19 protein-coding genes are annotated in these 21,657 nt (G+C 69.9%); 11 read left to right on the top strand and 8 right to left on the bottom strand.

Features of this window, described 5'->3' with window-relative positions; all coding sequences use genetic code 11:
• The first annotated feature begins 8 nt into the window (after positions 1-8).
• A complete protein-coding gene (locus WD794_14770; protein MEX2291572.1) occupies positions 9-1,190 on the top strand; it encodes an acyl-CoA desaturase in 1,182 nt (393 codons plus the stop codon).
• Positions 1,191-1,238: 48 nt separating this feature from the next.
• Here the strand turns inward: WD794_14770 and WD794_14765 are convergent, their stop codons facing one another.
• Positions 1,239-2,498 (bottom strand): FAD/NAD(P)-binding oxidoreductase, encoded by a 1,260-nt coding sequence (locus WD794_14765; protein MEX2291571.1) that lies wholly within the window; start codon positions 2,496-2,498, stop codon positions 1,239-1,241.
• A 126-nt stretch (positions 2,499-2,624) separates the two neighbouring features.
• Between WD794_14765 and WD794_14760 the strand changes: the two genes are divergently transcribed.
• The gene (locus WD794_14760) at positions 2,625-3,245 is read left to right on the top strand and encodes an L-threonylcarbamoyladenylate synthase (GenBank protein ID MEX2291570.1); all 621 of its coding nucleotides are present in this window, start codon (positions 2,625-2,627) and stop codon (positions 3,243-3,245) included.
• 36 nt (positions 3,246-3,281) lie between these two features.
• Positions 3,282-3,704 (top strand): PPOX class F420-dependent oxidoreductase, encoded by a 423-nt coding sequence (locus WD794_14755; GenBank protein ID MEX2291569.1) that lies wholly within the window; start codon positions 3,282-3,284, stop codon positions 3,702-3,704.
• Positions 3,705-3,755: 51 nt separating this feature from the next.
• Here the strand turns inward: WD794_14755 and WD794_14750 are convergent, their stop codons facing one another.
• Together WD794_14750 and WD794_14745 are read right to left on the bottom strand one after the other, a co-directional pair.
• On the bottom strand, positions 3,756-4,547 hold the full coding sequence (locus WD794_14750) for a TIGR03084 family metal-binding protein (protein ID MEX2291568.1): 792 nt from the start codon (positions 4,545-4,547) through the stop codon (positions 3,756-3,758).
• A 70-nt stretch (positions 4,548-4,617) separates the two neighbouring features.
• The gene (locus WD794_14745) at positions 4,618-5,868 is read right to left on the bottom strand and encodes a CoA transferase (protein MEX2291567.1); all 1,251 of its coding nucleotides are present in this window, start codon (positions 5,866-5,868) and stop codon (positions 4,618-4,620) included.
• Positions 5,869-6,056: 188 nt separating this feature from the next.
• Here WD794_14745 and WD794_14740 point away from each other — a divergent pair, with 188 nt between their 5' ends.
• The 7 genes from WD794_14740 to WD794_14710 all read left to right on the top strand — a co-directional run bounded on the left by WD794_14740 (position 6,057) and on the right by WD794_14710 (position 15,164).
• Positions 6,057-8,048 carry a helix-turn-helix domain-containing protein gene (locus WD794_14740; protein MEX2291566.1) on the top strand — a complete coding sequence of 664 codons (1,992 nt, stop codon included), beginning with the start codon at positions 6,057-6,059 and terminating at the stop codon, positions 8,046-8,048.
• Positions 8,049-8,341: 293 nt separating this feature from the next.
• On the top strand, positions 8,342-8,551 hold the full coding sequence (locus WD794_14735; GenBank protein MEX2291565.1) for a hypothetical protein: 210 nt from the start codon (positions 8,342-8,344) through the stop codon (positions 8,549-8,551).
• 28 nt (positions 8,552-8,579) lie between these two features.
• On the top strand, positions 8,580-10,607 hold the full coding sequence (locus WD794_14730; protein ID MEX2291564.1) for a hydantoinase/oxoprolinase family protein: 2,028 nt from the start codon (positions 8,580-8,582) through the stop codon (positions 10,605-10,607).
• An 11-nt stretch (positions 10,608-10,618) separates the two neighbouring features.
• Positions 10,619-12,574: a hydantoinase B/oxoprolinase family protein gene (locus WD794_14725; GenBank protein MEX2291563.1), complete on the top strand. Its 1,956-nt coding sequence runs from the start codon at positions 10,619-10,621 to the stop codon at positions 12,572-12,574.
• Between the two features lie 137 nt (positions 12,575-12,711).
• Complete coding sequence (locus WD794_14720) at positions 12,712-13,494, top strand: SDR family oxidoreductase (GenBank protein MEX2291562.1); 783 nt, start codon at positions 12,712-12,714, stop codon at positions 13,492-13,494.
• A 38-nt stretch (positions 13,495-13,532) separates the two neighbouring features.
• Positions 13,533-14,276, top strand: coding sequence for an SDR family NAD(P)-dependent oxidoreductase (locus WD794_14715; GenBank protein ID MEX2291561.1), 744 nt, complete (start codon positions 13,533-13,535; stop codon positions 14,274-14,276).
• A 150-nt stretch (positions 14,277-14,426) separates the two neighbouring features.
• Positions 14,427-15,164, top strand: a complete 738-nt coding sequence (locus WD794_14710; protein MEX2291560.1) for an SDR family NAD(P)-dependent oxidoreductase — start codon at positions 14,427-14,429, stop codon at positions 15,162-15,164.
• Positions 15,165-15,210: 46 nt separating this feature from the next.
• Here WD794_14710 and WD794_14705 read toward each other — a convergent pair whose 3' ends face one another.
• Both WD794_14705 and WD794_14700 read right to left on the bottom strand, forming a co-directional pair.
• Positions 15,211-15,990, bottom strand: coding sequence for an enoyl-CoA hydratase-related protein (locus WD794_14705; GenBank protein MEX2291559.1), 780 nt, complete (start codon positions 15,988-15,990; stop codon positions 15,211-15,213).
• Positions 15,991-16,125: 135 nt separating this feature from the next.
• Positions 16,126-16,929: a hypothetical protein gene (locus tag WD794_14700; GenBank protein ID MEX2291558.1), complete on the bottom strand. Its 804-nt coding sequence runs from the start codon at positions 16,927-16,929 to the stop codon at positions 16,126-16,128.
• A gap of 142 nt (positions 16,930-17,071) precedes the next feature.
• On the opposite strand from WD794_14700, the gene WD794_14695 reads away from it, so the two are divergent.
• Positions 17,072-17,605, top strand: a complete 534-nt coding sequence (locus WD794_14695) for a YetF domain-containing protein (protein ID MEX2291557.1) — start codon at positions 17,072-17,074, stop codon at positions 17,603-17,605.
• Positions 17,606-17,724: 119 nt separating this feature from the next.
• Here the strand turns inward: WD794_14695 and WD794_14690 are convergent, their stop codons facing one another.
• From WD794_14690 to WD794_14680, 3 genes are all read right to left on the bottom strand, one after another.
• Positions 17,725-18,027: a hypothetical protein gene (locus WD794_14690; protein ID MEX2291556.1), complete on the bottom strand. Its 303-nt coding sequence runs from the start codon at positions 18,025-18,027 to the stop codon at positions 17,725-17,727.
• A gap of 547 nt (positions 18,028-18,574) precedes the next feature.
• Entirely contained in the window at positions 18,575-19,402 is an 828-nt protein-coding gene (locus WD794_14685; GenBank protein ID MEX2291555.1) for an alpha/beta hydrolase, read from the bottom strand.
• 194 nt (positions 19,403-19,596) lie between these two features.
• On the bottom strand, positions 19,597-21,531 hold the full coding sequence (locus WD794_14680) for a 3'-5' exonuclease (protein ID MEX2291554.1): 1,935 nt from the start codon (positions 21,529-21,531) through the stop codon (positions 19,597-19,599).
• Between the last annotated feature and the right edge of the window lie 126 nt (positions 21,532-21,657).

The following is a 21,657-nucleotide window of genomic DNA, read 5'->3' as shown; positions in this document are numbered from 1 at the left end:
GACACCGCATGACTGCTGTCCAGAACAAGCCGCACAACCCGATCGCGCACCTCACCGACGAGGACGTGGAGACCCTCGGCCGCGAGCTCGACGCGATCCGCGAGCAGGTCCTGGCCAGCCGCGGGGAGCGCGACGCGACCTACATCCGCAAGATCATCGACGCCCAGCGCAGCCTGGAGCTCGCCAGCCGCGGACTGCTGCTGTTCTCGCTGTTCCCGCCCGTGTGGCTGATCGGCACGGCAGGCCTGTCGGTCTCGAAGATCCTCGAGAACATGGAGATCGGGCACAACGTCATGCACGGCCAGTGGGACTGGATGCGCGACCCCAAGATCCACTCCACCAGCTGGGAGTGGGACAACGCCTCCCCGTCGGACATGTGGAAGCACTCGCACAACCAGATCCACCACACGTTCACCAACGTGCTCGGCCGCGACAACGACCTCGGCTACGGCATCATGCGGGTCGACGAGGACCAGCGCTGGCACCCGCTCTACCTCGGACAGCCGCTGTGGAACTTCCTCAACGCCTGCCTGTTCGAGTACGGCATCGCCGCGTACGACCTCGAGATCGGCAAGGTGGTCAAGGGACGCAAGGACAAGGACCTGTTCCGCCGTCAGGGCCGGCAGGTACTGACCAAGATCAAGAAGCAGGCCGCCCGGGACTACGTCGTGCACCCGTTGCTGTCCGGCCCCTCGTTCCTACCCACCCTGGCGGCCAACGCCACCGCCAACCTGGTCCGCAACCTGTGGACCCACTCGGTCATCATGTGCGGCCACTTCCCGGACGGCGTGGAGACCTTCACCAAGACCTCGATCGACGGCGAGACCCGAGGGCAGTGGTACCTGCGCCAGATGCTCGGAGCCGCCAACATCAGCGGCGGGGAGTTCCTGCACCTGATGACCGGGAACCTGTCCTTCCAGATCGAGCACCACCTCTACCCCGACCTGCCGAGCAACCGGTACAAGGAGATCGCACCGAAGATCCAGGAGCTGTTCGAGCGGTACGGCCTCAGCTACGCCACCGGGCCGCTCCCCCGGCAGCTCGGGTCCGCGTGGAAGAAGGTGTTCCGGCTCTCGCTGCCCAACGACCTCGGCCGGGCAGGTGCAGCCGCCGTGTCCGGCGTCACCCCACTCGCCCTGCTGCGGCGGGTCCGTCCGGCCACGGTCGAGCCGGCCGCGTCCGCGGCCTGAGCCGGTTTCCCCGTTCGAGGAGGTGAGACCGGCTCCCGCCCCGGGACGTCACGGTCCGGTGCGCAGCGGACCGGGTGGCGCCAGCTGCTCGATCCTCGTCCGCACCTCGGCCAGCCGGGCGCCGTCCCGCAGCGCCCGGCGGCAGACGAGCAGGGCCCGCGGCCAGTTCACCACGACCGCCCCTGCGAGCTCGGTGCCGTCGCCGGTGTAGAGCGCCACGAACCGGCCGTCCACCGACGGGTCGCCCAGGACGACGTGCTCCAGCGGGCCGCCGGTGCGGCCGATCACCTGCATCCTCCAGTCGTGCTGGTCGCTCCAGACGTACTCGACCGGCGCGTAGGCCCGCAGGTCGTCCGGGTGCACGAGATTGTGCGCGACACACGCGGCCTGCTCGACCGCGTTGGTCCAGTGCTCGATGCGCGTGGACACCTGCCGGTGCGGATGCATCCAGCGCGCCACGTCACCGGCGGCGTAGACGTCGGCGGCCTCGACCGCCCTGCAGTACTCGTCACAGACCACGCCGTCGTCGACGAGCAGCCCCGAGTCCGCGACCCACTCGTCGTTGGGGTGCGCGCCGATACCCACGACGACCGTGGCGGCCGGCACGGCGCTGCCGTCGGTGAGCCGGACGCTGAAGGCACCGCGCTCGCCGTCGATCGCCGCCACGCCGGTGCCGAACCGCGTGTCGACACCGTGCCGCCGGTGCAGGTCGGCGAACCAGCCGCCGATCTGCTCGTTCAGGACCGAGGTCATCGGCACCGGCAGGGGGTCCACGACCGTCACCCGCAGGCCCATGGTGCGGGCGGCCGAGGCCACCTCCGCCCCGACGAACCCGCCGCCGACGACGACGACAGGTCCGCCGGCGAGCAGGTCGCCCCGCAGGTCCGCGGCGTCGGCGAGGGTGCGCAGGAGGTGCACGCCCGGCCGGCTCCCCCACCGTGACGGGCGGGCACGGGCGCCGGTGGCGATCACGAGGTGGTCGTACCCGACCGGATCGTGGTCCGCGAGCAGCAGGCGACGCCCGGCGACCTGGATGCGCAGGGCGCGGTGCCCCAGGAGCAGCTCGATGCCCGCCTGCGCGGCCTGATCCTGGGTGAGCAGCCGGATCGACTCGACGTCGGTGCCGCCGACCAGCAGCCCCTTGGACAGGGGGGGCTTGTCGTAGGGAAGCTCGTGCTCCTCGCCGACGAGCAGGACCTCTCCCTGGTGGCCCTCTGCCCGCAGCGCCTGCGCGGTGCGGACGCCGGCCACCGAGCTGCCGACGACGACGACACGACCGTTCCCCCGCGGCGGGTGCGGGGCGGTCATTCCACGGGGGCTCTCGTCGACGTCACGTCAGGCCCCCATCTCCGGTGTACCGACCCGGTGCGACAGGCCGCCCGCAGCCAGCAGTATGACCCCAGCACGAGAGCCTGCCCGTTCTACGCTCGCCGGATGGCCCGCTACTTCGACGTCCACCCGGTCGACCCGCAACCACGGCTGATCGGGCAGGCCGTGGCACTGCTGCGGGACGATGCCCTCGTCGCCTACCCGACCGACTCCTGCTACGCGCTCGGTTTCGCGATCGACAGCGCGACCGGCGCTGACCGCATCCGTCGGATCCGGTCGCTCGACGACCGGCACCACTTCACCCTCGTCTGCGCCGACTTCGCGCAGCTCGGGCAGTTCGTGCACCTGGACAACGCCGCCTTCCGCAGCATCAAGGCCGCGACACCCGGGCCGTACACCTTCATCGTTCCGGCGACCAAGGAGGTACCGAAGCGACTGGCACACCCGAAGAAGCGCACCGTCGGTGTCCGGATCCCGGACCACCCCGTCGTACAGGCGCTCCTGCGCGAGCTGGGCACCCCTCTGGTGTCCAGCACGCTCCTGCTTCCCGGAGCCGATCAGCCGATGACCGACGGCTGGAGCATCAAGGAGGCGCTCGACAACCAGGTCGACGCGGTGCTCGATGCCGGTGACTGCGGGACCGAGCCGACGACCGTCGTGGACTGGTCCGAGGGGTTCCCCGAGGTCGTGCGCGCCGGAGCCGGGGACCCCGCGCGGTTCGGGTAGAACAGGTGTCGTGACGCAGCCGGTGAGGAGCAGGCGATGACCCTCGAGGAGGCGCTCGCCCTGGTCGCCCGACAGCAGCTCGGCGCGCTGGTCACGCTGCGACGGGACGGCCGGCCACAGACCAGCAACGTCGTCTACGCCGTGCGGGACCGGGAGGTCCTCGTGTCCGTGACCGACAGCCGCGCCAAGACGCGCAACCTGCGGCGGGACCCGCGCACGGCGCTCCACGTGAGCACCCCGGACGGCTCCGCCTGGGCGTGCGTCGAGGGCGAGGCGCAGCTGTCGCCGGTGACGACCGTCCCAGGCGACGAGGCCGGCCGCTCCCTGGCGCAGCTCTACGTCCAGATCGCCGGGGCAGAGCACCCCGACTGGAAGGAGTTCCACCAGGCCATGGTCGACGAGCGTCGACTGCTGCTCACGATCCCGGTCACGCACGGGTACGGCGGCGGCGCCTCCTGATCGCGCCGGTCCACCCGCGGGCGGGCCGCCGCCCCTCTCGACCCTCTTTCCTCATCGTCCACCTGGTGGACGGCCGGGACCGGGAGGGCCGGCGTAGGCCTGGGCGATGTCCAACCAGGCCGTGGCGACAGGCCCGGTGGCCTGCAGCCCCGTCTGGCCGCGGTGTCTGCGCTGAGTTGCCACGAGGCAGAATTCCTCGGCAGACCCGAGCACGCGATCCTCGGCGTCCTCCGGTCCCCACCTCCACGTCTCGCCGTCGGGTCCGGCCAGCTCCACCCGCACGGCACGGTCGGGCGCAGGACGACCCTGCACCGTGAAACTCCACGCCAGGGTGCGGACGCCCAGGTGCGCCACGTGACGCAGGCGCGACGTGGGGGTGCGTCCCACCTGCACGGTGTCGGCGATGTCCTGCCCGTGTGCCCACGTCTCCATCAGCCGGGCGGTGACGGAGGACGCCGCGCTCATCGGCGGACCGAACCAGGGCAGGGTCTGCGATGGGGACAGCCCACGGAAGACTTGCAGATACTCGCTGCGCGACCGCTGCAGCCAGGCGGCCGCAACCGGACCCGCTCGGTCCTGGCGGCGCTGCGCGACGACGGCGGCGAAGTCCTCGCCGAGCGCCGTCAGCTCCGTCGCCTCACGCTCGAAGCGGGCGACGTCGGTGGCTGCCAACGTGGAGATGTCGTCGAAGAAGGCGAGGTGCGTGACCTGGTCCCGGATCGTCCACGGAGCCGCCGGGGTCGGTCGGTCCCAGTCGTCGACCTCCAGGCGGGACAGGAGCCGGAACAGGTCCCCGGACTCCGCGGCCAGGTCATCGGTCAACTGCGCCATGTCGACGGCCATCAGCGGCCGCCCGGGCTCGGGAACCGCCGCCGGCCGACCCGGCGCGACGCCGCACGGCACCGGGCCCCGGTCAGCTCACCACCCCCGCAGCCCGCAGCTGGGCGATCCGCGTGTCGTCGAGGCCACCGAACGAGCGCAGGAGCATGTCCGTGTGCTCGCCGACCCGCGGCGCCACTCCCCGCGCGTCCGCAGGGGTCGCACCGAGCTTGATCGGCGTGCCGACCATGCTCAGTGGGCCGAAGTCGCAGTAGTCGACGTCGACGATCATGTCCCGCGCGGTGACGTGCGGATCGTGCACGATCTCATCGATGGCCTTGATGGCCGACAGCGGCACCTGGTCCGCCACGAGTTCCTCGAGTTCAGCCTTGGTGCGGACGGCGAACCATCGCTCGAGCAGGGGCCGCACCCTGCGCTCGTAGATCTCGCTGTCGAAGCGCTTGGCCATCGTGTCGATCTCCGGATCGACGGCCCACTCCGGCTCCAGGAACAGCTCGCAGGTCAGCCGCCAGAACTTGTCGGTATAGCCGCCGAAGAAGACGTAGCCGTCCTTGCAGGGATACAGCTGATAGGGACGTACGAACGGATGCGCATTTCCCAGCGGCGCTGCCACCTTCTGGTCGACGGTATAGGAGACGACCGCCGCCTCGGTGAGCGTCAGCACCGCGTCCTGCTGCGAGACGTCGACCAGCTGACCCTGTCCCGTGCGCTCGGCGTGCCGCAGCGCCGCCAGCGTGCCGATGACGCCGTACATCGTGGCCGAGATGTCGCCGATGACCGTCCCGACCCGCACGGGCGGGCGGTCCAGCTCGCCGTTCATGCCCCACAGCCCGCCGGTCGCCTGGGCGTTGTTGTCGTAGGAGGGACGGCGCCGGTACGGGCCGGTCTGACCGAAGCCGGAGATCGCGGTGTAGACCAGTCGCGGGTTCACCTCCAGGAGCTCGCGGTGCCCGACGCCGAGGCGGTCCATCACGCCGGCGCGGAAGTTCTCCACCACGACGTCCGCCTTCGCCGCCAGATCCATCAGCAGTCGCTTGCCGTCCTCACAGCCGAGGTCGAGTGTCAGTCCCAGCTTGTGCCGGTTGTACTGCGCGAAGTAGGCGCTGAACCGCGACCCGTCCGAAGAAGTCAGGAACGGGGGGAAGTCGCGCGTGTAATCGGGCTCGGCCGGGTTCTCCACCTTGATCACGGTGGCACCCAGATCGGCCAGGATCATAGAGCAGTACGGGCCCGCCAGCACGCGCGTGATGTCCAGGACCACCACCCCGACCAGCGGCTTGGGGCTCTGTCGGGCGGACCGGTCCGTCTCACCGCTGCTGTTCATGCGCTCTCCTGTCCGCCACTGCCCTGGACCCCGTCGACGCGGGTGGCCGTGCGGAGGCTAGGTGGGCAGGCTTCGGCCCGGCTACGGACGGTCCACCCACAGAGCACGGCGCGACAGTGGGTGGATGGGACCCCCCTGCCGGTGCAGACTCGCAGCCGCACACCTTGCAGAACAGCTGGAGGCACGGCATGCAGATCCAGGCAGGCGCGACGGCCATCGACGGCGGGACGGCCGCCCGGGCCACCTTCGGCGCCGACACCGAGCGGGTCGCCGACACCGAGCGGGTCTCGGTGCAGTCGGTGCAGGCGCTGCTCGACGCGATCTGCGAGGACAGTGAGACGGCCCAGCAGATCTCGGCGGTGCTCGCCCAGGAGGACCTGGACCCGGCCACGACGCTGGCCCTGGAGGACTCGGCGCTCAGGGCCCAGGCCACCGTGACCCGGCTCCGACGTCACCACCACGAGGCGTCCGCGCTGTTCTCCAGCGCCCGCGAGCTGGTGGAGCTGCGTGACACCGACGTGCTGCTCCGACGGCTCCTGCAGCGCGCACACGACCTGACCGGCACGGACATCACCTACCTGGCCGAGCGGGACACGGCGACCGGGGAACTGTTCATCCGGGCGGGTCTCGGGCTGGTGACGTCCGCCTTCCACGGCGTCCGCGTCCCACCGGGCAAGGGCCTGGCCGCCCTCGTTGCCCAGACCCGCTCGGCGCACACCACCAATCGGTACACGGAGGACGCCGGGCTCGACCACGACTCCTTCGTCGACGCGATCGTGGCCGGCGAGGACATTGTCGCGATGGCCGGGGTGCCCATGCTGCTCGGTGACCAGGCCGTAGGGGTGCTCGTGGCGGCCAGCCGCGCGCCGAGGAGCTTCTCGACCGACGAGATCAACCTGCTGGCCACCTTCGCCGACCACGCCGCGGTCGTGCTGCAGAACTCCAGGCTGATGGATCGCGCGCGCGCCTCGGCGAAGGAGACCGGGGTCGCGCTGGCGCAGCTGACCGCCTACACCGCAGCCATGGAACGGGCCGCGAGCCTGCACACCGAACTCACCGCGGCAGTGCTGCACGGAGGCAGTGTTGAGGACGTCGCCGGCATCCTGCACGCCGCTCTGGACCGGGGCGTTCTGGTCGCCGACCAGCGGGGTGGGCCCCTGGTGACCTGCGGTTCCCCGTGGCCGTGTGGTGACCCGGAGACGACGCCGAACCTGATCCCGGCCGTCGACGAGAGCCGCCGCTCGGGACGTCTGGTATCGGTGCCTGGCGGTCCCGCAGTGGTCGCCGTCATGGCAGGCGACTCGCTGCTGGGTTCGGTGGCTGTGGCCCTGGACGGCGGCGAACTCGACCCGCTGGACCAGCGTTCCGTCGAGCGTGCTGCCCAGATCATCGCCTTGCTGACCCTGCAGCAGGAGGCGGTGGCCGAGGCGGAGGAGCGCGTGCGGGGAGCGCTGGTCTCGGACGTCCTGGAGGTGGACTCGGTCCACCGGCGGGAGCTGCTGCTGCGCGCGCGCTCGCGCGGTGTGCGCATCGCTGAGCTGCGTACGCCGGTGGTGGTCGTGGTCGCACCCGAGCACCGCCGGGCGGCGCTGCGGGCTGCCAACGCTGTCGCCGAGGGGACGTTGTCCGGCGAACATGCAGGCGTTCTGGCCGTGCTGGTGCCCACGGAACCACCACTGCACGCCGCGCACGCCGTACGCAGCCGCATCCGGCAGGTCGTGCCCGGTCCGGTGCTCGTCGTCGCCGGTCCTGCCGGCGCGCCGGAGACGCTGCTCGAGCGCTTCGAGATGGCGCAGCGCTGCTCGCGGTTGCTCGTGGGCCTGGACCGGTGCGATGCCGCGACCTCCACCGACGGCTTCTCGCCGTACCTCGCGATGTTCGGCTCGGGCCGCGAGGATCTCGCCGCCTACATCCACCACACCGTCGGCAAGGTCATGGACTGGGACCGGGAACGGGGCACCGACCTGATGCTGACCCTGCGTGAGTTCGTCGAGGCCAACGCCAGCCCGACCCGGACCGCCCGTAGCCTCGGTCTGCACACCAACACCGTCCTACAGCGGCTCGACAGGATCAGCGCCCTGCTCGGGCCTGACTGGCGCGACCCGGAGCCGTTGTTCCGGGTTTCGGTGGCCGTGCGCCTGTACCGTCTCAGCCAGCAGGTGGGCGTCTCCCTGCCATGACGCCGGCCGGCGGCCGGTGCTCCCGCCCGGCGCTGAACGCACGGCCCGCACGCAGCCCTTGCGCGGTGCATGGGTGAAGTACCCATGGCGACCCCCCGATCACCGGTCAGTCCATCTGTGGTGCGCGGCACACGGCCGCTCCTAGGTTCTGGACATCCAAGCGCACCGAGGGCGCCGGCAGGCGCACGCAAGGCCGAGCCCGAGCGCGGTGTGCACGCGAAACCCGACCGGAGGCTGTCGTGGCAGGAGATGGACCGCAGATCGCCCCAGGGCTGACCGTAGAACGAAAAGAGGTGACGTCCGACGACCTCGCCCAGCTGGGGGTGGACCTCGCGGCGTTCCCTGGCTCCACGGCAGCCGACTTCAAGCGCTACCAGGTGCTCTCCGACGGCGGCTGGTATCGCGTCGTGAAGCACCAGCCGACGCTCACCTCGGTCAGCCGCGAGAAGGACCGGCTGCTCGGGCCGATCTTCCTCACCTCCGAGGGACTGCACCTCGCATGACCACCGACGACGGCAAAGGGGACAACACATGATGATCGGAGTGGACGTCGGGGGCACCTTCACCGATGTCGTCGCCATCGAGGATGGCAAGATCAAGACTGTCAAGGTCTCGACCAACGTCAAGGACACCCACCTGGCCGTGCTGCAGGGCGCTGAAGAGGCAGGGGTGGGCAGGGCGTCTGTCTTCAACCACGCCAGCACCCACGGCCTGAACGCAGTGATCACCCGCCGGCTGCCGAAGATCGCCTTCCTGACGACACTGGGTCACCGCGACATCCTCGACATCGGGAGCAACTACCGGCCGCTGGACGCGCTGACCGACGCGAGCTGGCGGCGGTCGTTCGGTGACGCGATGCGGCCGATCGTCCCGCGCTACCTGCGCCGCGGCATCCGTGAACGACTCACCGCGGACGGTGGCGTCCTCATCCCGCTCGACGAGGCGCAGGCCCGAGAGCAGATCGCCGTGCTCGGACGCTGTGACGTGCAAGGCGTCGCGATCTGCCTCATCAACGCCTACGTGAACTCACACCACGAGGAGCGGCTGCGCCAGCTGGTGCGCGAGGAGCTCGGCGACATCCCGGTCTCGATCTCCAGCGAGACCTCGCCGCTGGCCAAGGAGTGGGCCCGCGCCTCGACCACCACCGTCGACGTGCTGATGAAGCTCATCTACGACACCTACACGAAGAAGCTCGGTGGCGGGCTCGCGGAGCTCGGCTTCGGCGGCTCGTTCAACTACGCCAACTGCGCGGCGCAGCTCGTGCGCGCCGACATCGCGATGGAGCAGCCGTTCGAGATCGTCTTCGCCGGCCCAGCTGCCGGCACCGTCGCCAGCGCCCACTTCGGCAAGCTGATCGACCGCGGCAACCTGCTGTGCGTCGACGTCGGCGGCACATCGTGCGACATCAGCATGGTCTCCGACGGCAGCCCCTACGTGAACACCACATTCGAACTCGAGCACGACCTCATCGTGAACGCGCTGTCCAACGAGGTGGAGAGCATCGGCGCGGGAGGCGGCAGCCTCGTGACGATCAGTCCCGCCGGCGAGGTGCTCGTCGGGCCGGGCAGCGCAGGCGCCGACCCCGGCCCCGCCTGCTACGGCAAGGGCGGCACGCAGCCCGCCTCGACCGACACGTTCATCATGATGGGAGTGGTCGACCCGTCATCCTTCGCGGGCGGGCGGATGAAGCTCGACCCCGACCTCTCCCGCAAGGCCTTCGAGGACCTGCCGACGAGCTTGCCGTTCCACCAGCGGGTGAACTATGCCTTCAACATCGGCGTCAACAACATCGCCGAGGGCATCACGAACATCGCCATCAAGCATGGCATCGACGCACGCGACTACAGCCTCGTCGCCTTCGGGGCGGCCGGCCCGATGCTGCTGCCGGCGACGATGGACCTCGTCCACGCCCGCGAGGTCATCGTGCCGCCCCACCCCGGGCTCTTCTCGGCGCTGGGCCTCGTGAGCTCCGACCAGGTCTACGGCGACAGCCGCAGCTCCTACACGATGCTCGGCGTGGAAGCTGTCGAGTCCGTCAACAAGGTGTACGAGCAGATGGAGGGCAAGCTCCGGGAGCGCTTCGACGACACCTCCGGCGAGGTCGACTTCGTGCGCAGCATGGACGCCCGACTGGCCGGCCAGACGTGGGAGACGCCGTTCGTCTCCGTGCCCTCCGGTGAGATCACACCCGAGAAGATGGACGAGATGATCGCCAACTTCCACGACGTCTACGAGTCCAGGGCCGGCAACCGCTTCGAGGCCCTCCCCGTCCAGGGGGTGACCTACCGGGTCGAGGCCGTCATCAAGGCGACCAAGGTCGAGTACCCCCAGCTGCCCCAGGGCGACGGTGGCGTCGTCGCGCCGGAGTCGACGTTCGAGTTGCGCTACCTGCAGGATGAGCCCATCGCCGCAGGTCGTTACCAGCGGGAGAACCTCAAGGCGGGCGACAGGGTCGAAGGCCCGGCTGTCATCCACGAGACCCTGTCCACCACGTTCATGCTGCCCGGCCAGGTCGCCGTGGTCGGCGAGTACGGCGAGCTGCGGATCACGAGAGTCTGAGGAGACTGACCATGATCGATCTGACCACCGGGCCGTCGCTCAAGAACCTCTCCGACGCCGAGTTCGAACAGCGGTACGCCTGCGACCGCTACACAGCCACGGTGCTGTCCAACCGGATGCGCTACGTCGTCGAGCACATGTGCACGAACCTGCTGCACCATGCCTTCTCGATGATCCTGCGAGACTGGTACGACTTCGCCGCGACCATCTCCGGCCCGCCGGCGATGGACTACCCGATGTCGACCGTGTCGAACAGCCTGGTGCTGTTCACCGGGGCCATGGAGCACGCCGTCCGCAACGCCGTCGAGGAGTACGGGCCCGAGAACCTCGAGCCCGGCGACGTGCTGATGGTCAACGATCCCTACCGGGGCGGCAACCACGTCAACGACATCTGCTTCATCCGGCCCGTCTTCCACGAAGGCCAGATCGTCACCTTCGTGTCCCTGCGTGCCCACCAGCTCGACATGGGTGGCGTGGTGCCGGCGGGGTTCTCGGCCACGAAGAAGGACGTCTACGAGACGGGGCTGGTCATTCCGCCCACCTTGGTCTACCGGGACGACAAGCCCATCGAGTCGGCCTTCCACCTGATCTTCGACAACGCCCGCTTCTGCGCGTTGCTGCTCCCGGACATGATCACGATCTACCACAACCTGCTGCTCGGCGAGCGATTGATGGGCGAGAGCATCGCCCGCTACGGCGTCGATGCCTGGCTGGGCGCGATCCGCTACAGCTGTGACGTCAGCGCGGAATCCATGGCCGACGCGATCACCGCCCTGCCGGACGGGGTGTACGAGGGCGACGACCTGGTGGACGCAGACGGCATCGACCAGAGCCGCGAATACCTCGTCAAGGTGACGATCACCAAGGTGGGCTCTGCCATGGAGATCGACTTCAGCGGGACCTCGGAGCAGGCCAGGACCAGCATCAACTGCGGCATGTTCGACACCAAGACCGCCGTCGGCATCGCCTTGAAGCTGCTACTGGATCCGAAGTCGGCCTTCAACTCCGGGGTCTACCGCAACGTCGACATGCTCATCCCCGCCGGATCCTTCGTCGGCGCCGCACCGCCGGACGGACCGATCTTCCTGTACTGGGAGGCATCCATGCCGGTCCTGCTCGCGGTGTTCCGCGCCCTGGAGTCGGCAGTCGGCGAAAACGCCGTGGGGGGTGACTACGGCTCGCTGTCCATCCACAACGGGCACGGCGTCCTGGCCGACGGCACCCCGTGGGTCACGGTCGCCCAGTGCGGCGGCGAGCACGGCCCCTGGGGCGCGACACGACACGGCGACGCCGACAGCTACGAGGCCATCTACCTGGCCAACAACCTCGACCCGGCCACCGAGGCCATCGAGAGCGAACTGCCCATCGTGGTGCTGCGCAAGGAGTACGTCGTCGACAGCGCCGGGACGGGCTACAACCGCGGCGGGGCGGCGGTGCGGCGCGACAGCCTGTTCCTGACCGAGGCGCACCACACGTCGAGCCCTGTCCACACCAAGCGCAGCAGCGGCGCGGGCGCGCACGGCGGCGGGACCGGGCGGGCCGGCGCCGTCTGGATGTTCCCGGCTTCCTCCTTCGACGTGGCGGCCGAGAAGGACCTGGTGCCGACCGACGACCCCGAGGTCTTCCGCAGGTCCATCCCCATCAGCGGGCTGCTCGATACCGACACCAACGCCCAGGACCAGGAGCGGGGTGAGTACTTCTGGTTCGGGAGCAACCCGCTCTGGCACACCAAGTCGGGCGACGTCTTCCGCTACATCACCAACGGCGGTGGTGGCTGGGGGAACCCGATGGAGCGGGAGCCCGAACGCGTCATGCGCGACGTCCGCGACGAGTACGTGACGATCGAAGGCGCGGCACGTGACTTCGGCGTGGTGGTCATCGGCGACCCGGTCAACGACCCCGAGGGCCTGATCGTCGACGAGCAGGCCACCAGGGTGCGTCGAGAGGAACTCGCCGGGCAGAGCTGATCCGTTTCGGGGCAGCGGGAGCGGTGACGCTCCTGCTGCCCCGCGACGTCGCCAGCATCACCACCGTCCCGGCCCTCCACCTGCGCGCGTCCCACGAGCTCGGCCGCGCCCATCCATGACGTCCCCGAGGGCGGTCCGTGAACGCCGAGCTGGCAGACCGGCTGGTCGTCGTCACCGGAGGCGCCAGCGGCATCGGAGCGGCGGCGGCACGACTGTGCGCAGCGCGCGGGGCGGTCGTCGTCGTGGCCGACGTCGACGACGAGAACGGAACGCGCATGGCCCAGGAAACCGGCGGCCACTATATGCGACTCGACGTGGGCTCGGCTGAGGCCACCACCGAGGCAGCCGACCTCATCGAAGGGCAGATCGGTACCGCTGACGTGCTGATCACCTCCGCGGGGATCACTCAGCCCCCGCTGCCTCCCGAGCAGCTCTCGCAGGAGCTCTGGGATCGCGTCGTGCACGTCGACCTGCGCGGGACATGGCTGGCAGCAGCCGAGTTCGGGGGCCGCATGGCCACCCGCGGACGCGGGAGCATCGTCACCGTCGCGTCGGTGGCCGGCATGAGGTCCATGCCGCTGCACGCCTACGCTCCTGCCAAGGCTGCAGTGATCGGGCTGACCGCCGACCTGGCGACGGAGTGGGGCCGCTCCGGCGTCAGGGTGAACTGCGTGTCGCCCGGCTACACCCTCACGCCGCTGCTCCGGGACGTCATCGACCGCGGTGAGCGCGACCCCGCAAATCTGGCCGGCGCCTCCGCACTGGGCCGACTGGTGGACCCTGAGGAGGTGGCGCAGGCAATCTGCTTCCTCGCCTCGGATCAGGCCTCCGCGATCACCGGGGTCAACCTGCCCGTCGACGCCGGGTGGCTGGTCGCGCCGAGCTGGGACACCTACAGGGGCGTGCCGGACAAGCGTTGATCGGACTGTCCCGCCCTCGACCCGCCCCAGGAGGCGCCGTGCCCGTCAGCAGCAGAACGGACCTCACCGGACAGGTCGCGGTCATCACCGGTGCCGCGCGCGGCATCGGCCGGGCGACTGCGGTCGCCCTGGCCGCGGAGGGCACGGACCTGGTCGTCGGCGACCTGCTCGACCTCTCGGACACGGTCGCGCAGGTCGAGGCTGCGGGCCGGCGGTGCGTCCCGCTGCGCACCGACGTCACCCAGCAGGCCGATGCAGCCGGCCTGGCGACCGCGGCCGTCGAGGCCTTCGGCCGGTTGGACATGCTGGTCACCTGCGCCGGTGTCTACGGCGCCGGGGGACTCGACGTGGACGAGCGGGAATGGGACCGGGTCCTCGACGTGAACGTCAAGGGCACCTACCTGCCGGTGCAGGCAGCCTTCCCGGTCATGGCGGAGGCCGGCCGCGGCAAGATCGTGTGCATCGGGTCGATCGCCGGCAAGGTGGGCGGGGTGCTCGCCGGGCCGCACTACGTGGCGAGCAAGGGCGCCATCCACGCCCTCGTCCGCTGGTTGGCCAAGCACGGTGCGCAGCACGGGGTGTACGCCAACGGGATCGCGCCGGGAGCGGTCCGGACCGACATGATCGAGGGCCACCCGTACCGCGAGGACTACTGCCCGCTCGGCCGCTTCGCCGAGCCGGAGGACATCGCGCAGACTGCCGTTTACCTCGCGTCGCAGGCCTCGAACTACGTCACCGGCAAGGTTCTCACCGTCGACGGCGGCTACGTGCTGTCGGACTGATGGCTTGTCCAACCGACCAGCGGAGGAAAAGATGATCGTCACCGGTCCATCGAGCACTCGCTCCCCGGGGCAGCAGCCCCGCACGACCGCCCAGCAGCTCGAGTGCACCGCAGCCGAAGCCGAACCGGTGTACTCGCGGGCGGTGTTCCAGTGAGCTTGCCGGGACGGACCGTCCTGATCACCGGTGCCGCGGGCGCGCTGGGCCTGGCAGTGGCGCACAGACTGGCCGAGCCCGGCACCCGCCTCGTCCTGTGCGACCGGGACGCCGCCGGGCTGGAGGTCGCCCGCAGCAGCCTGTCCGGGTCCGATGTCGAGACGGTGGTCGCCGACGTCGGGGACGCCGGCGAGGTCGACGCCGCTGTGGCTTTCGCCGTGGACCGGTTCGGCGGCCTCGACGTCATGATCAACAATGCCGGGATCCTCTCCCCGAACAAACGTATGCACCAGCTGACCCCGCAGGACTGGGATGCCCAGCTGCGCGTGAACCTGATGGGCACCGTCCACGGCATGACTGCGGCGATTCGGGTGATGCGTTCCGGTGGCGGCGGCTCGATCGTCAACACCGCCTCGGTCGCGGGCCTCACGGCGTGGACCCATTCTGCGCCGTACTGCGCAGCCAAGGCCGCCGTGATCCACCTGAGCAAGGTCGCTGCCGTGGAGTACGCCCGCGACCGGATCCGCGTCAACTGCGTATGTCCCGGCACGTTCGAGTCCAGCATGAGCCAGCTCATTCCGGAGGCGGCACTTGCCGGCTTGACCGCCCGATATCCCCTGGGTCTAGGGAAGCCCGCGGATCTGGTCGGCGCGTTCGCCTACCTTGCGGGTGCCGAGTCGGGCTGGACCACGGGCACTGCGATGGTCGTCGACGGGGGTTACGCAGCCCCCTGACACACCGTGAACGAGCCCGCGACACCCCGGTCCGAGCGGCAGTCCGTCAGCGGCCCCGATACACCGGCGGCCGCTTCTCCAGGAAGGCGCGGGGCCCCTCCTCCGCGTCGTCCGTGCGCAGGCACTGGGCGAGTGACCGCTGCTCCTCGACCAACCCGGCCTCCAAACCCCGGTCGAGCCCGGTGAAGATTGCCCGTTTGGCGGCCAGCACGGCGACCGGTCCGCGGCTGGCGATCGACCGGGCGACCCGGAGCGCCTCCGCCATCAGTTCGTCGGCCGGCACGATGCGGTTGACGAGACCGTGTGCGAACGCGGCCTCCGCGTCGATCGGGTCCCCGGTCAGGATCATCTCGACGGCGACCCCAAGGGGGACGGCCCGCGGCAGGCGCTGGGTTCCGCCGGCGCCGGGTATGATCGCCCACTTGGTCTCGGCCAGCCCGAAGGTGGCGTTCGGGGAGCAGATCCGGATGTCACACGCCAGCGCCAGCTCGAGCCCACCCGCCAGCGCGTGACCGTTGATGGCTGCCACCACTGGCTTGCCCAGTTCTGGGGTCCATGTCATGCCGCCCAGCACCCAGGGATCGCCGTCCTCGTCGAGAACCGCCTCACGCACCTTGGGGATGAGCCGCTTGAGGTCGGCTCCGGCGCTGAAAGCAGCGTCACCGGCGCCGGTGAGCACCGCGCAGCGCAGGGCGTCGTCGTCCTGGAACCGACGGTAGGCCTCGCCCAGCGCATCGTTGTGCTCCGGATCGAGGCTGTTCATTGCCTCCGGCCGCTCGATGGTGATCACGACGACCGCGTCGTCCACGACATAGGTGATGGCCACGGGCAGACCTTAGAAGGAGGAGCGCGGGCGTAACAGCCCCGGGCTCGAAAAGGCCTCGACCACCACGCCTCAGGCACAGGACGACCAGCCCTTCATGCCCTGCATCCGACATCGCGGATCCCGCCGCCCCGGAGCTCAGCGCGAAGGAGCGGGGACGCCGGCGGGATGCGCCGCGAGCTGCCCTGCCGCCTCGACACCACCTTCGCCCACCTCCTCTGACGCCGTGACGGCAGCCAGCAGTACGGCGTACAGCACCAGGCCGGTCGCGAACCAGCCGAAGTGCGAGCGCCGTGCCGACGGGATCTCCTCCTTGAACACGTTGAGCAGCACGCTTCCGGCGAGGAAGGCCACCAGGACGCTGACCAGCGTCGTACTGGTGGGGGCGAGCACCGCCGCGAGCGCACAGCCCGCGAGCACCGCGCCGGCCAGCACGATCCGCGGCGGCCAACGGTCGAAGCGCCGCCCGTAGTGCTCCTCGAGCCCGCGGTCGGTCAGCACGAAGTGCAGCCCCATGGCCAGGGTGAACAGACCGGCGAAGGCGACGCTCGTGCGCCAGGTCAACGGCAGCGTGTAGCCGAGAATGGCGTTGTAGAGGGCGTAACTGCCGAGATGCACCGCGAAGACCGGGCCGTCGCTTTCAGGACGGCGCGACTCCGCCAGTCGCTGCAGGCCGTAGAAGACGAGGAAGCCCAGCAGCGCGACGGCGAAGACCTCCAAGCCGAGCAGCGGCGTCTGCCCACCCTGCTCGTCCAGCACCTCCCGTACCCGTGCGTTTCCTTCACTCAACTCCGGCAGCAGATGCAGGAAGACATAGGCCACGGCGACGCCACCCGCGAACGACGCGGTCACGTGCTCCGGAACCAGCGGCAGCCGGCGAATCCTCGGCGCCGCCAGGTGCAGGACGGACAGCAGGGCCGCCGCGAGCAGAGCTGCTGTCACAGCCGCGCCTGCGGACAGGGTGGGTTCGCCGGTGTGGATCAGCATCTTCAGCCCCTACCCGCTGTCGCGTGACGATCCTGTGACAACCGGCCGGTCGGCCGCCGCGGACGGGTAGCAGCAGGAGAACCACGAGGAGGTAGCGATGCTGCTCGAGCTGCTCGGTGCGAGCTGGACCAGGCTGGGGGCGGTCCTCGTGGCCGCCTGTGCGGTCTACCTGGCGGTGATCCTGCTCACCCGGCTGGCGGGGGTCCGCTCGCTGGCGAAGATGTCGAGCTTCGACTTCGCCGCGACGGTCGCGGTCGGCTCCGCCGTTGCGTCCACGTCCGCGGGCAGCGTCCCGCTCACCGCCGGCCTGCTGGTCCTGGCGCTGCTGTACGCGCTGCAGTACGTCGTCGCCACGCTGCGCAGGAGGAACCTGCTGCACGGGCTCGTCGACAACCCGCCGATCCTGCTCATGGCCGGCCCACAGGTCCTCGAGGCGAACCTGCGGCACGCACGCATCAGCAGAGAGGAGCTGTGGTCTCAGCTGAGACTGGCCGGGGTGCACAGTCGTGATCAGGTAGGTGCCGTCGTGTTCGAGACGACCGGCGACATGAGCGTGCTGCGGCGCGGTGATCTCGACTCCGAGCTGCTGCAGGGGGTACGCGGCGCCGAGGCCCTCGGACCGGCGCGCTAGCCGCTGCGCTCGAGCCGGCGCAGGATGTCGCGCGGCGGCCGTCACTCACGCACCGGTGGCGCTCGGGCCGTCGTCCGTCGGCGAGGCAACGCTTCGGCAGGAGCGGCCCCATCGGTCGACTACAGATCAAGGACCAACGGAAGTGCCGCGGCCGGGACGAGGCCGCCCAGGATGCCGCGCGCACCTTCGCCCGCGCTGCGACCGAGGGGGAGATGTCCGGCGGCCAGCTGCTCGACCAGGCATCGGCAGAGGCGTACGAGCAGGTCGTCACCGGGCTGGAGGTGCAGCCGGAGGTCGAGGTGCTGCGGGTGCAGCGCGACGACGGCGAGGGTGTGGCGACGCTGCAGTGGCGGTGGCCGCTGGCTGCGCCCGCACCGGAAGCTGACGTGCGGCTCTCGCAGCACCTTTCTACGAGGCTGCACGGCCACTCACGTGCGGCCGGACCAAGATCTTCAGGCCTGGTGATCTTCTGGTTGCTGGATCGGCAGCGGACACGCCGGCGCATCTGCTGCGAATCCAGCATCCAGAAGATCAACTGTCGACGAGCCGCCGCACGAGGGGTGCCGCTCTGCGCGGTTCCGAACCTCGTTCGGCTTCCGAGACCTCCGCGTACGAGGTGTAACCCAGCAATGGGCGCTCTCTACCGGAGGCCTGCACGATCTCGTGCTTGCACATCGATAGTGACGGCCAAGCGCGCCGTTCACGAGTGGCAAGCGAGGGGGTACAGGGCCCATCTCAACGTCGAAGAGGAGCGACAGATCGAGCGGCGCGGGCGCGTCGAGAAACGCCTCCCGCTGCGTCAGCTCGGGGTGGTCAGGAGCGTTGGGTTCGACCGGTGAGTCGTGCCCGCGCGTCTTGGGAACCAGCCCGCGAGACGGAGGCCGTGCAGGTTGCGATCGCGGCGGGCAAGACAGGTGAGCTGACAAAGGAGCAAGTCCTCGCGCTCGCGGCGCTACGGATTTCTCGCCGTCATCCGGCCCGGCGGGCGTCCATGAGCTCGACGACCGCTCGGGCGACGTCGTCACCGGCGATCAGGACGAGGTCGTTGTGATCGGCGCCGCTGATCGGCACCAGGCGGTGGAGCTCTGCTGCGGAGGCCGCCACGCGTCGGCTCTGCTCTGGGGGGACGATCGAGTCCGCAGTGCCGTAAATGACCGTCGTCAGCGTGTTCACCTCAGAGATGTGCTGGGCGACCGGGTACCGGTCCTTCAACAGGGCCCGCACCGGCAGCAGCGGGTAGTGGACGCTGCCGACGGAGGCGAGGTCCTCGAACGGCGACCGCAGCACCAGCCCCGCCGGCGGGTGCTCCGTCGCCAACTCGGTCACGACGGCAGCGCCCAGGCTCTCGCCGAAGTACAGCAGTCGGTCGGCCGGCACCCCGGCCACCTCCAGCAAGAACCGGCGAGCCGCGCGCACGTCGAGGGCCAGGCCCTGCTCGCTGGGACTCCCAGCGTTGCCGCCGTATCCCCGGTAGTCGAACAGGAGCACCGACAAGCCCCGGTCAGCGAGGGCGCGTGCCAGCGGTGCGCGCAGCTCGCGAGAACCGCCATTGCCATTGGCGACCAGCACGGCCGGCGCCCCGGCCGCCGCCACAGGTAGGTACCACCCGCCGAGCTCCAGCCCGTCCTCGGTTTCGAGTACGACGTCCAGAGCTCCGGAGATGACCGCCCCTGCCGGCGGTACCGGATCCCGGCCCGGCAGGTACACCAGCTGTCGCTGGAAGGCCCAGATCGCAGCGACTACCAGCGCGGCGAGCACCACCGCACTGGCCGTGACGAGAACTGCCGGCCGTGCCACGAGACCAGCATGCCCTGCCGCTGCCTGCTGTCGCATTGGGCAGATGTCCCGGATAGGTCCGGCGTCATCGCAGCATTGTCCGGGCGGTCAGGGCGCCGCTCTGGATGCACGACAGCTGCCACCATCAGCGCTTGTTGAGCACCTTCCCGCAGCACCGGCCGTATGAATCGGAAGGGCTCGTCATCGGTGTTCTCTCACTCGGCCAGCTCGGGCGGCAGCGGCTGAGTCGTCACGATCGTGAGCGCCGAGACGGCACGGGTGATTGCTACGTACAGGTGCCGGAGCCACCTCCGGTCGGATGTGTCTGCAGCGGACGAGGGCACGGACGCGAACTCGGCTGGTTCGACGACGAGGACGTGATCGAACTCGAGGCCCTTGGCCGCAGTGGCGGCGACCAGTTCGACGCGGTCGCTCACGGGCAGCGCTGGACGCAGGGCCTCGACGAGCCTGTCGGGAGCGATCACGCCGACCATGCCGTCGCTGACGAGTGCCTTCTCGACGGCGTCAGCGGTCCCGGCGGCGAGGTCATCGACGGTGATCACCTCGACGGTGCCGTCGGCCCGGAGAGAGCGAGCCGGGGAGACCGAGACTCCGAGATGACGCAGCAGGCGGTTGGCCACCTCGATGATGACGCCCGGTACACGGTAACCCGTGGTCATCTCGGTGAACTCTGCATCGGCGTGATCCAGGTGCTGCATCTGCGTCGTCCACTCCGTCGCGGCCCAGGGTGTCGTGCCTTGGGCCAGGTCACCGAGGACGGTCATTGAGCCGTTGGCGGTCCGGCGGGCGATCGCGCGGCACTGCATCGGGGAGAGGTCCTGGGCTTCGTCGACGACCACGTGGCCGAACAGCTGCTCCGCGGTCAGAGGGCGGATCGCGCCCTGCAGCTCGTCGAGCAGCACCACGTCCGCCGCCGAGAGCTTGAGCGGCCCGGCTCCGCGGGCGAGCAGGCCCGCCTCGTCGGCAGCCAGAAGGCCGGAGCAGACCGCCGCACGGAAGTCCGCATCTGCATAGAGCCGCCGCAGGACCTGCTTGGCCGTGAGGTGCGGCCACAGTCCGTCGAACAACGCCTTCAAGGAGGGGTGGCGCTTGAGGTCGGCCCGCCAGCGGCTGTCGACCTGCCGCATCGTGCGAGCCTCGTACTGCCGCTTGAGGGCGTTCATGACGGCGCTCTCGACGGCCTTGCGGCCGTCGTGCCAGCCCCGCGTCCGGCTTCGCGCTTGGAGCACGAACTGCTGCATCATGTCCGCAGACAACGTCCACGTGCGGCCGGCGTGCGTGATGGCGACATCGTCCTCGACGTGGCCGAGATGGCTCCACACGGCCCGTTCGCACACTACTGCCATCCGGGCATCGTGCTTGAGTGCAGTGACCCCGTCGGTGTCTTGGATGCGGACGTTCCCTGAGCCGATCAGGCGGTCCACGGTGGCCTGGCGCACTGCGCCCTCGCCGAGCGTGGGCAGCACGCTGGCGACGTAGCGCAGAAAACTGTCGTTCGGGCCGATGACGAGCATCCCGGTGCTCGCGAGCTTGTTCGGGAAGGTGTAGAGCAGCCACGCCACCCGGTGCAGACCGACCGCGGTCTTGCCCGTTCCGGGTGCTCCCTGGACACACAGGCTCGTGTCGACGTCGCGCCGGATGAGCGCGTCCTGCTCGGGCTGGATCGTGGCGACGATGTCACGCATCGGCCCGGTGCGCGGTCGTTCGATCTCGTTGACGAGGATGTCCGAGACAAACTCCTGCCCGGCCCGCAGGTCCTCGTCCTCGAACCCGGTGAGCGTGCCTCCGCGAAAGCCGAAGCGGCGTCGCTTCGCCACGTCGAGGCGGTTGTGGGACGAGGACTGGTAGTACAGGCGGGCGACCGGTGCTCGCCAGTCGACGACGAGCGGGAGGGAACGGTCGGACTCGTCCCGGACGTGGCGGCGCCCCAGGTGGTAGTCCTCTCCGGAGTCGAGCCAGAGTCGGCCGAAGAACAGCGGAACGTCCAGATCGGCGAGGCCCTCGAGGCGGGCGATACGGTAGTCCGCCATCGCGACCCCGAGCAGGTAGTCCGGGCCTGCGTCATGGGCGAACCGGTTCTTCTTGCCCTCTTCGAAGTCGGCGTGGAAACCGTCCACGACGTCAACCACGCTGCGACGCATGGCGGCAATGGCCGCGCGCACCCGGTCGTGGTGCGTGACCTCAGCGGACAGGTCGCCGTCTAGTCGTGTCGCGCGAGAGACGGTTGGCGCGTGCTGAGCCGCGCCGACGGCGTC

Source organism: Mycobacteriales bacterium, from assembly GCA_040902655.1.
Classification (GTDB): Bacteria; Actinomycetota; Actinomycetes; order Mycobacteriales; family SCTD01; genus SCTD01.
The sequence above is the reverse complement of the archived record's forward strand: the minus strand, read 5'-3'. Positions and strand labels throughout refer to the sequence as shown.

Excerpts from the sequence above, each read along its gene's own strand:
- WD794_14760 (MEX2291570.1), top strand. The coding sequence starts at position 2,625 with ATGGCCCGCTACTTCGACGTCCACCCGGTCGACCCGCAACCACGGCTG.
- WD794_14740 (MEX2291566.1), top strand. The coding sequence starts at position 6,057 with ATGCAGATCCAGGCAGGCGCGACGGCCATCGACGGCGGGACGGCCGCC.
- WD794_14765 (MEX2291571.1), bottom strand. The coding sequence starts at position 2,498 with ATGACCGCCCCGCACCCGCCGCGGGGGAACGGTCGTGTCGTCGTCGTC.
- WD794_14755 (MEX2291569.1), top strand. The coding sequence starts at position 3,282 with ATGACCCTCGAGGAGGCGCTCGCCCTGGTCGCCCGACAGCAGCTCGGC.
- WD794_14770 (MEX2291572.1), top strand. The coding sequence starts at position 9 with ATGACTGCTGTCCAGAACAAGCCGCACAACCCGATCGCGCACCTCACC.
- WD794_14745 (MEX2291567.1), bottom strand. The coding sequence starts at position 5,868 with ATGAACAGCAGCGGTGAGACGGACCGGTCCGCCCGACAGAGCCCCAAG.
- WD794_14695 (MEX2291557.1), top strand. The coding sequence starts at position 17,072 with ATGCTGCTCGAGCTGCTCGGTGCGAGCTGGACCAGGCTGGGGGCGGTC.
- WD794_14750 (MEX2291568.1), bottom strand. The coding sequence starts at position 4,547 with ATGGCCGTCGACATGGCGCAGTTGACCGATGACCTGGCCGCGGAGTCC.
- WD794_14725 (MEX2291563.1), top strand. The coding sequence starts at position 10,619 with ATGATCGATCTGACCACCGGGCCGTCGCTCAAGAACCTCTCCGACGCC.
- WD794_14730 (MEX2291564.1), top strand. The coding sequence starts at position 8,580 with ATGATGATCGGAGTGGACGTCGGGGGCACCTTCACCGATGTCGTCGCC.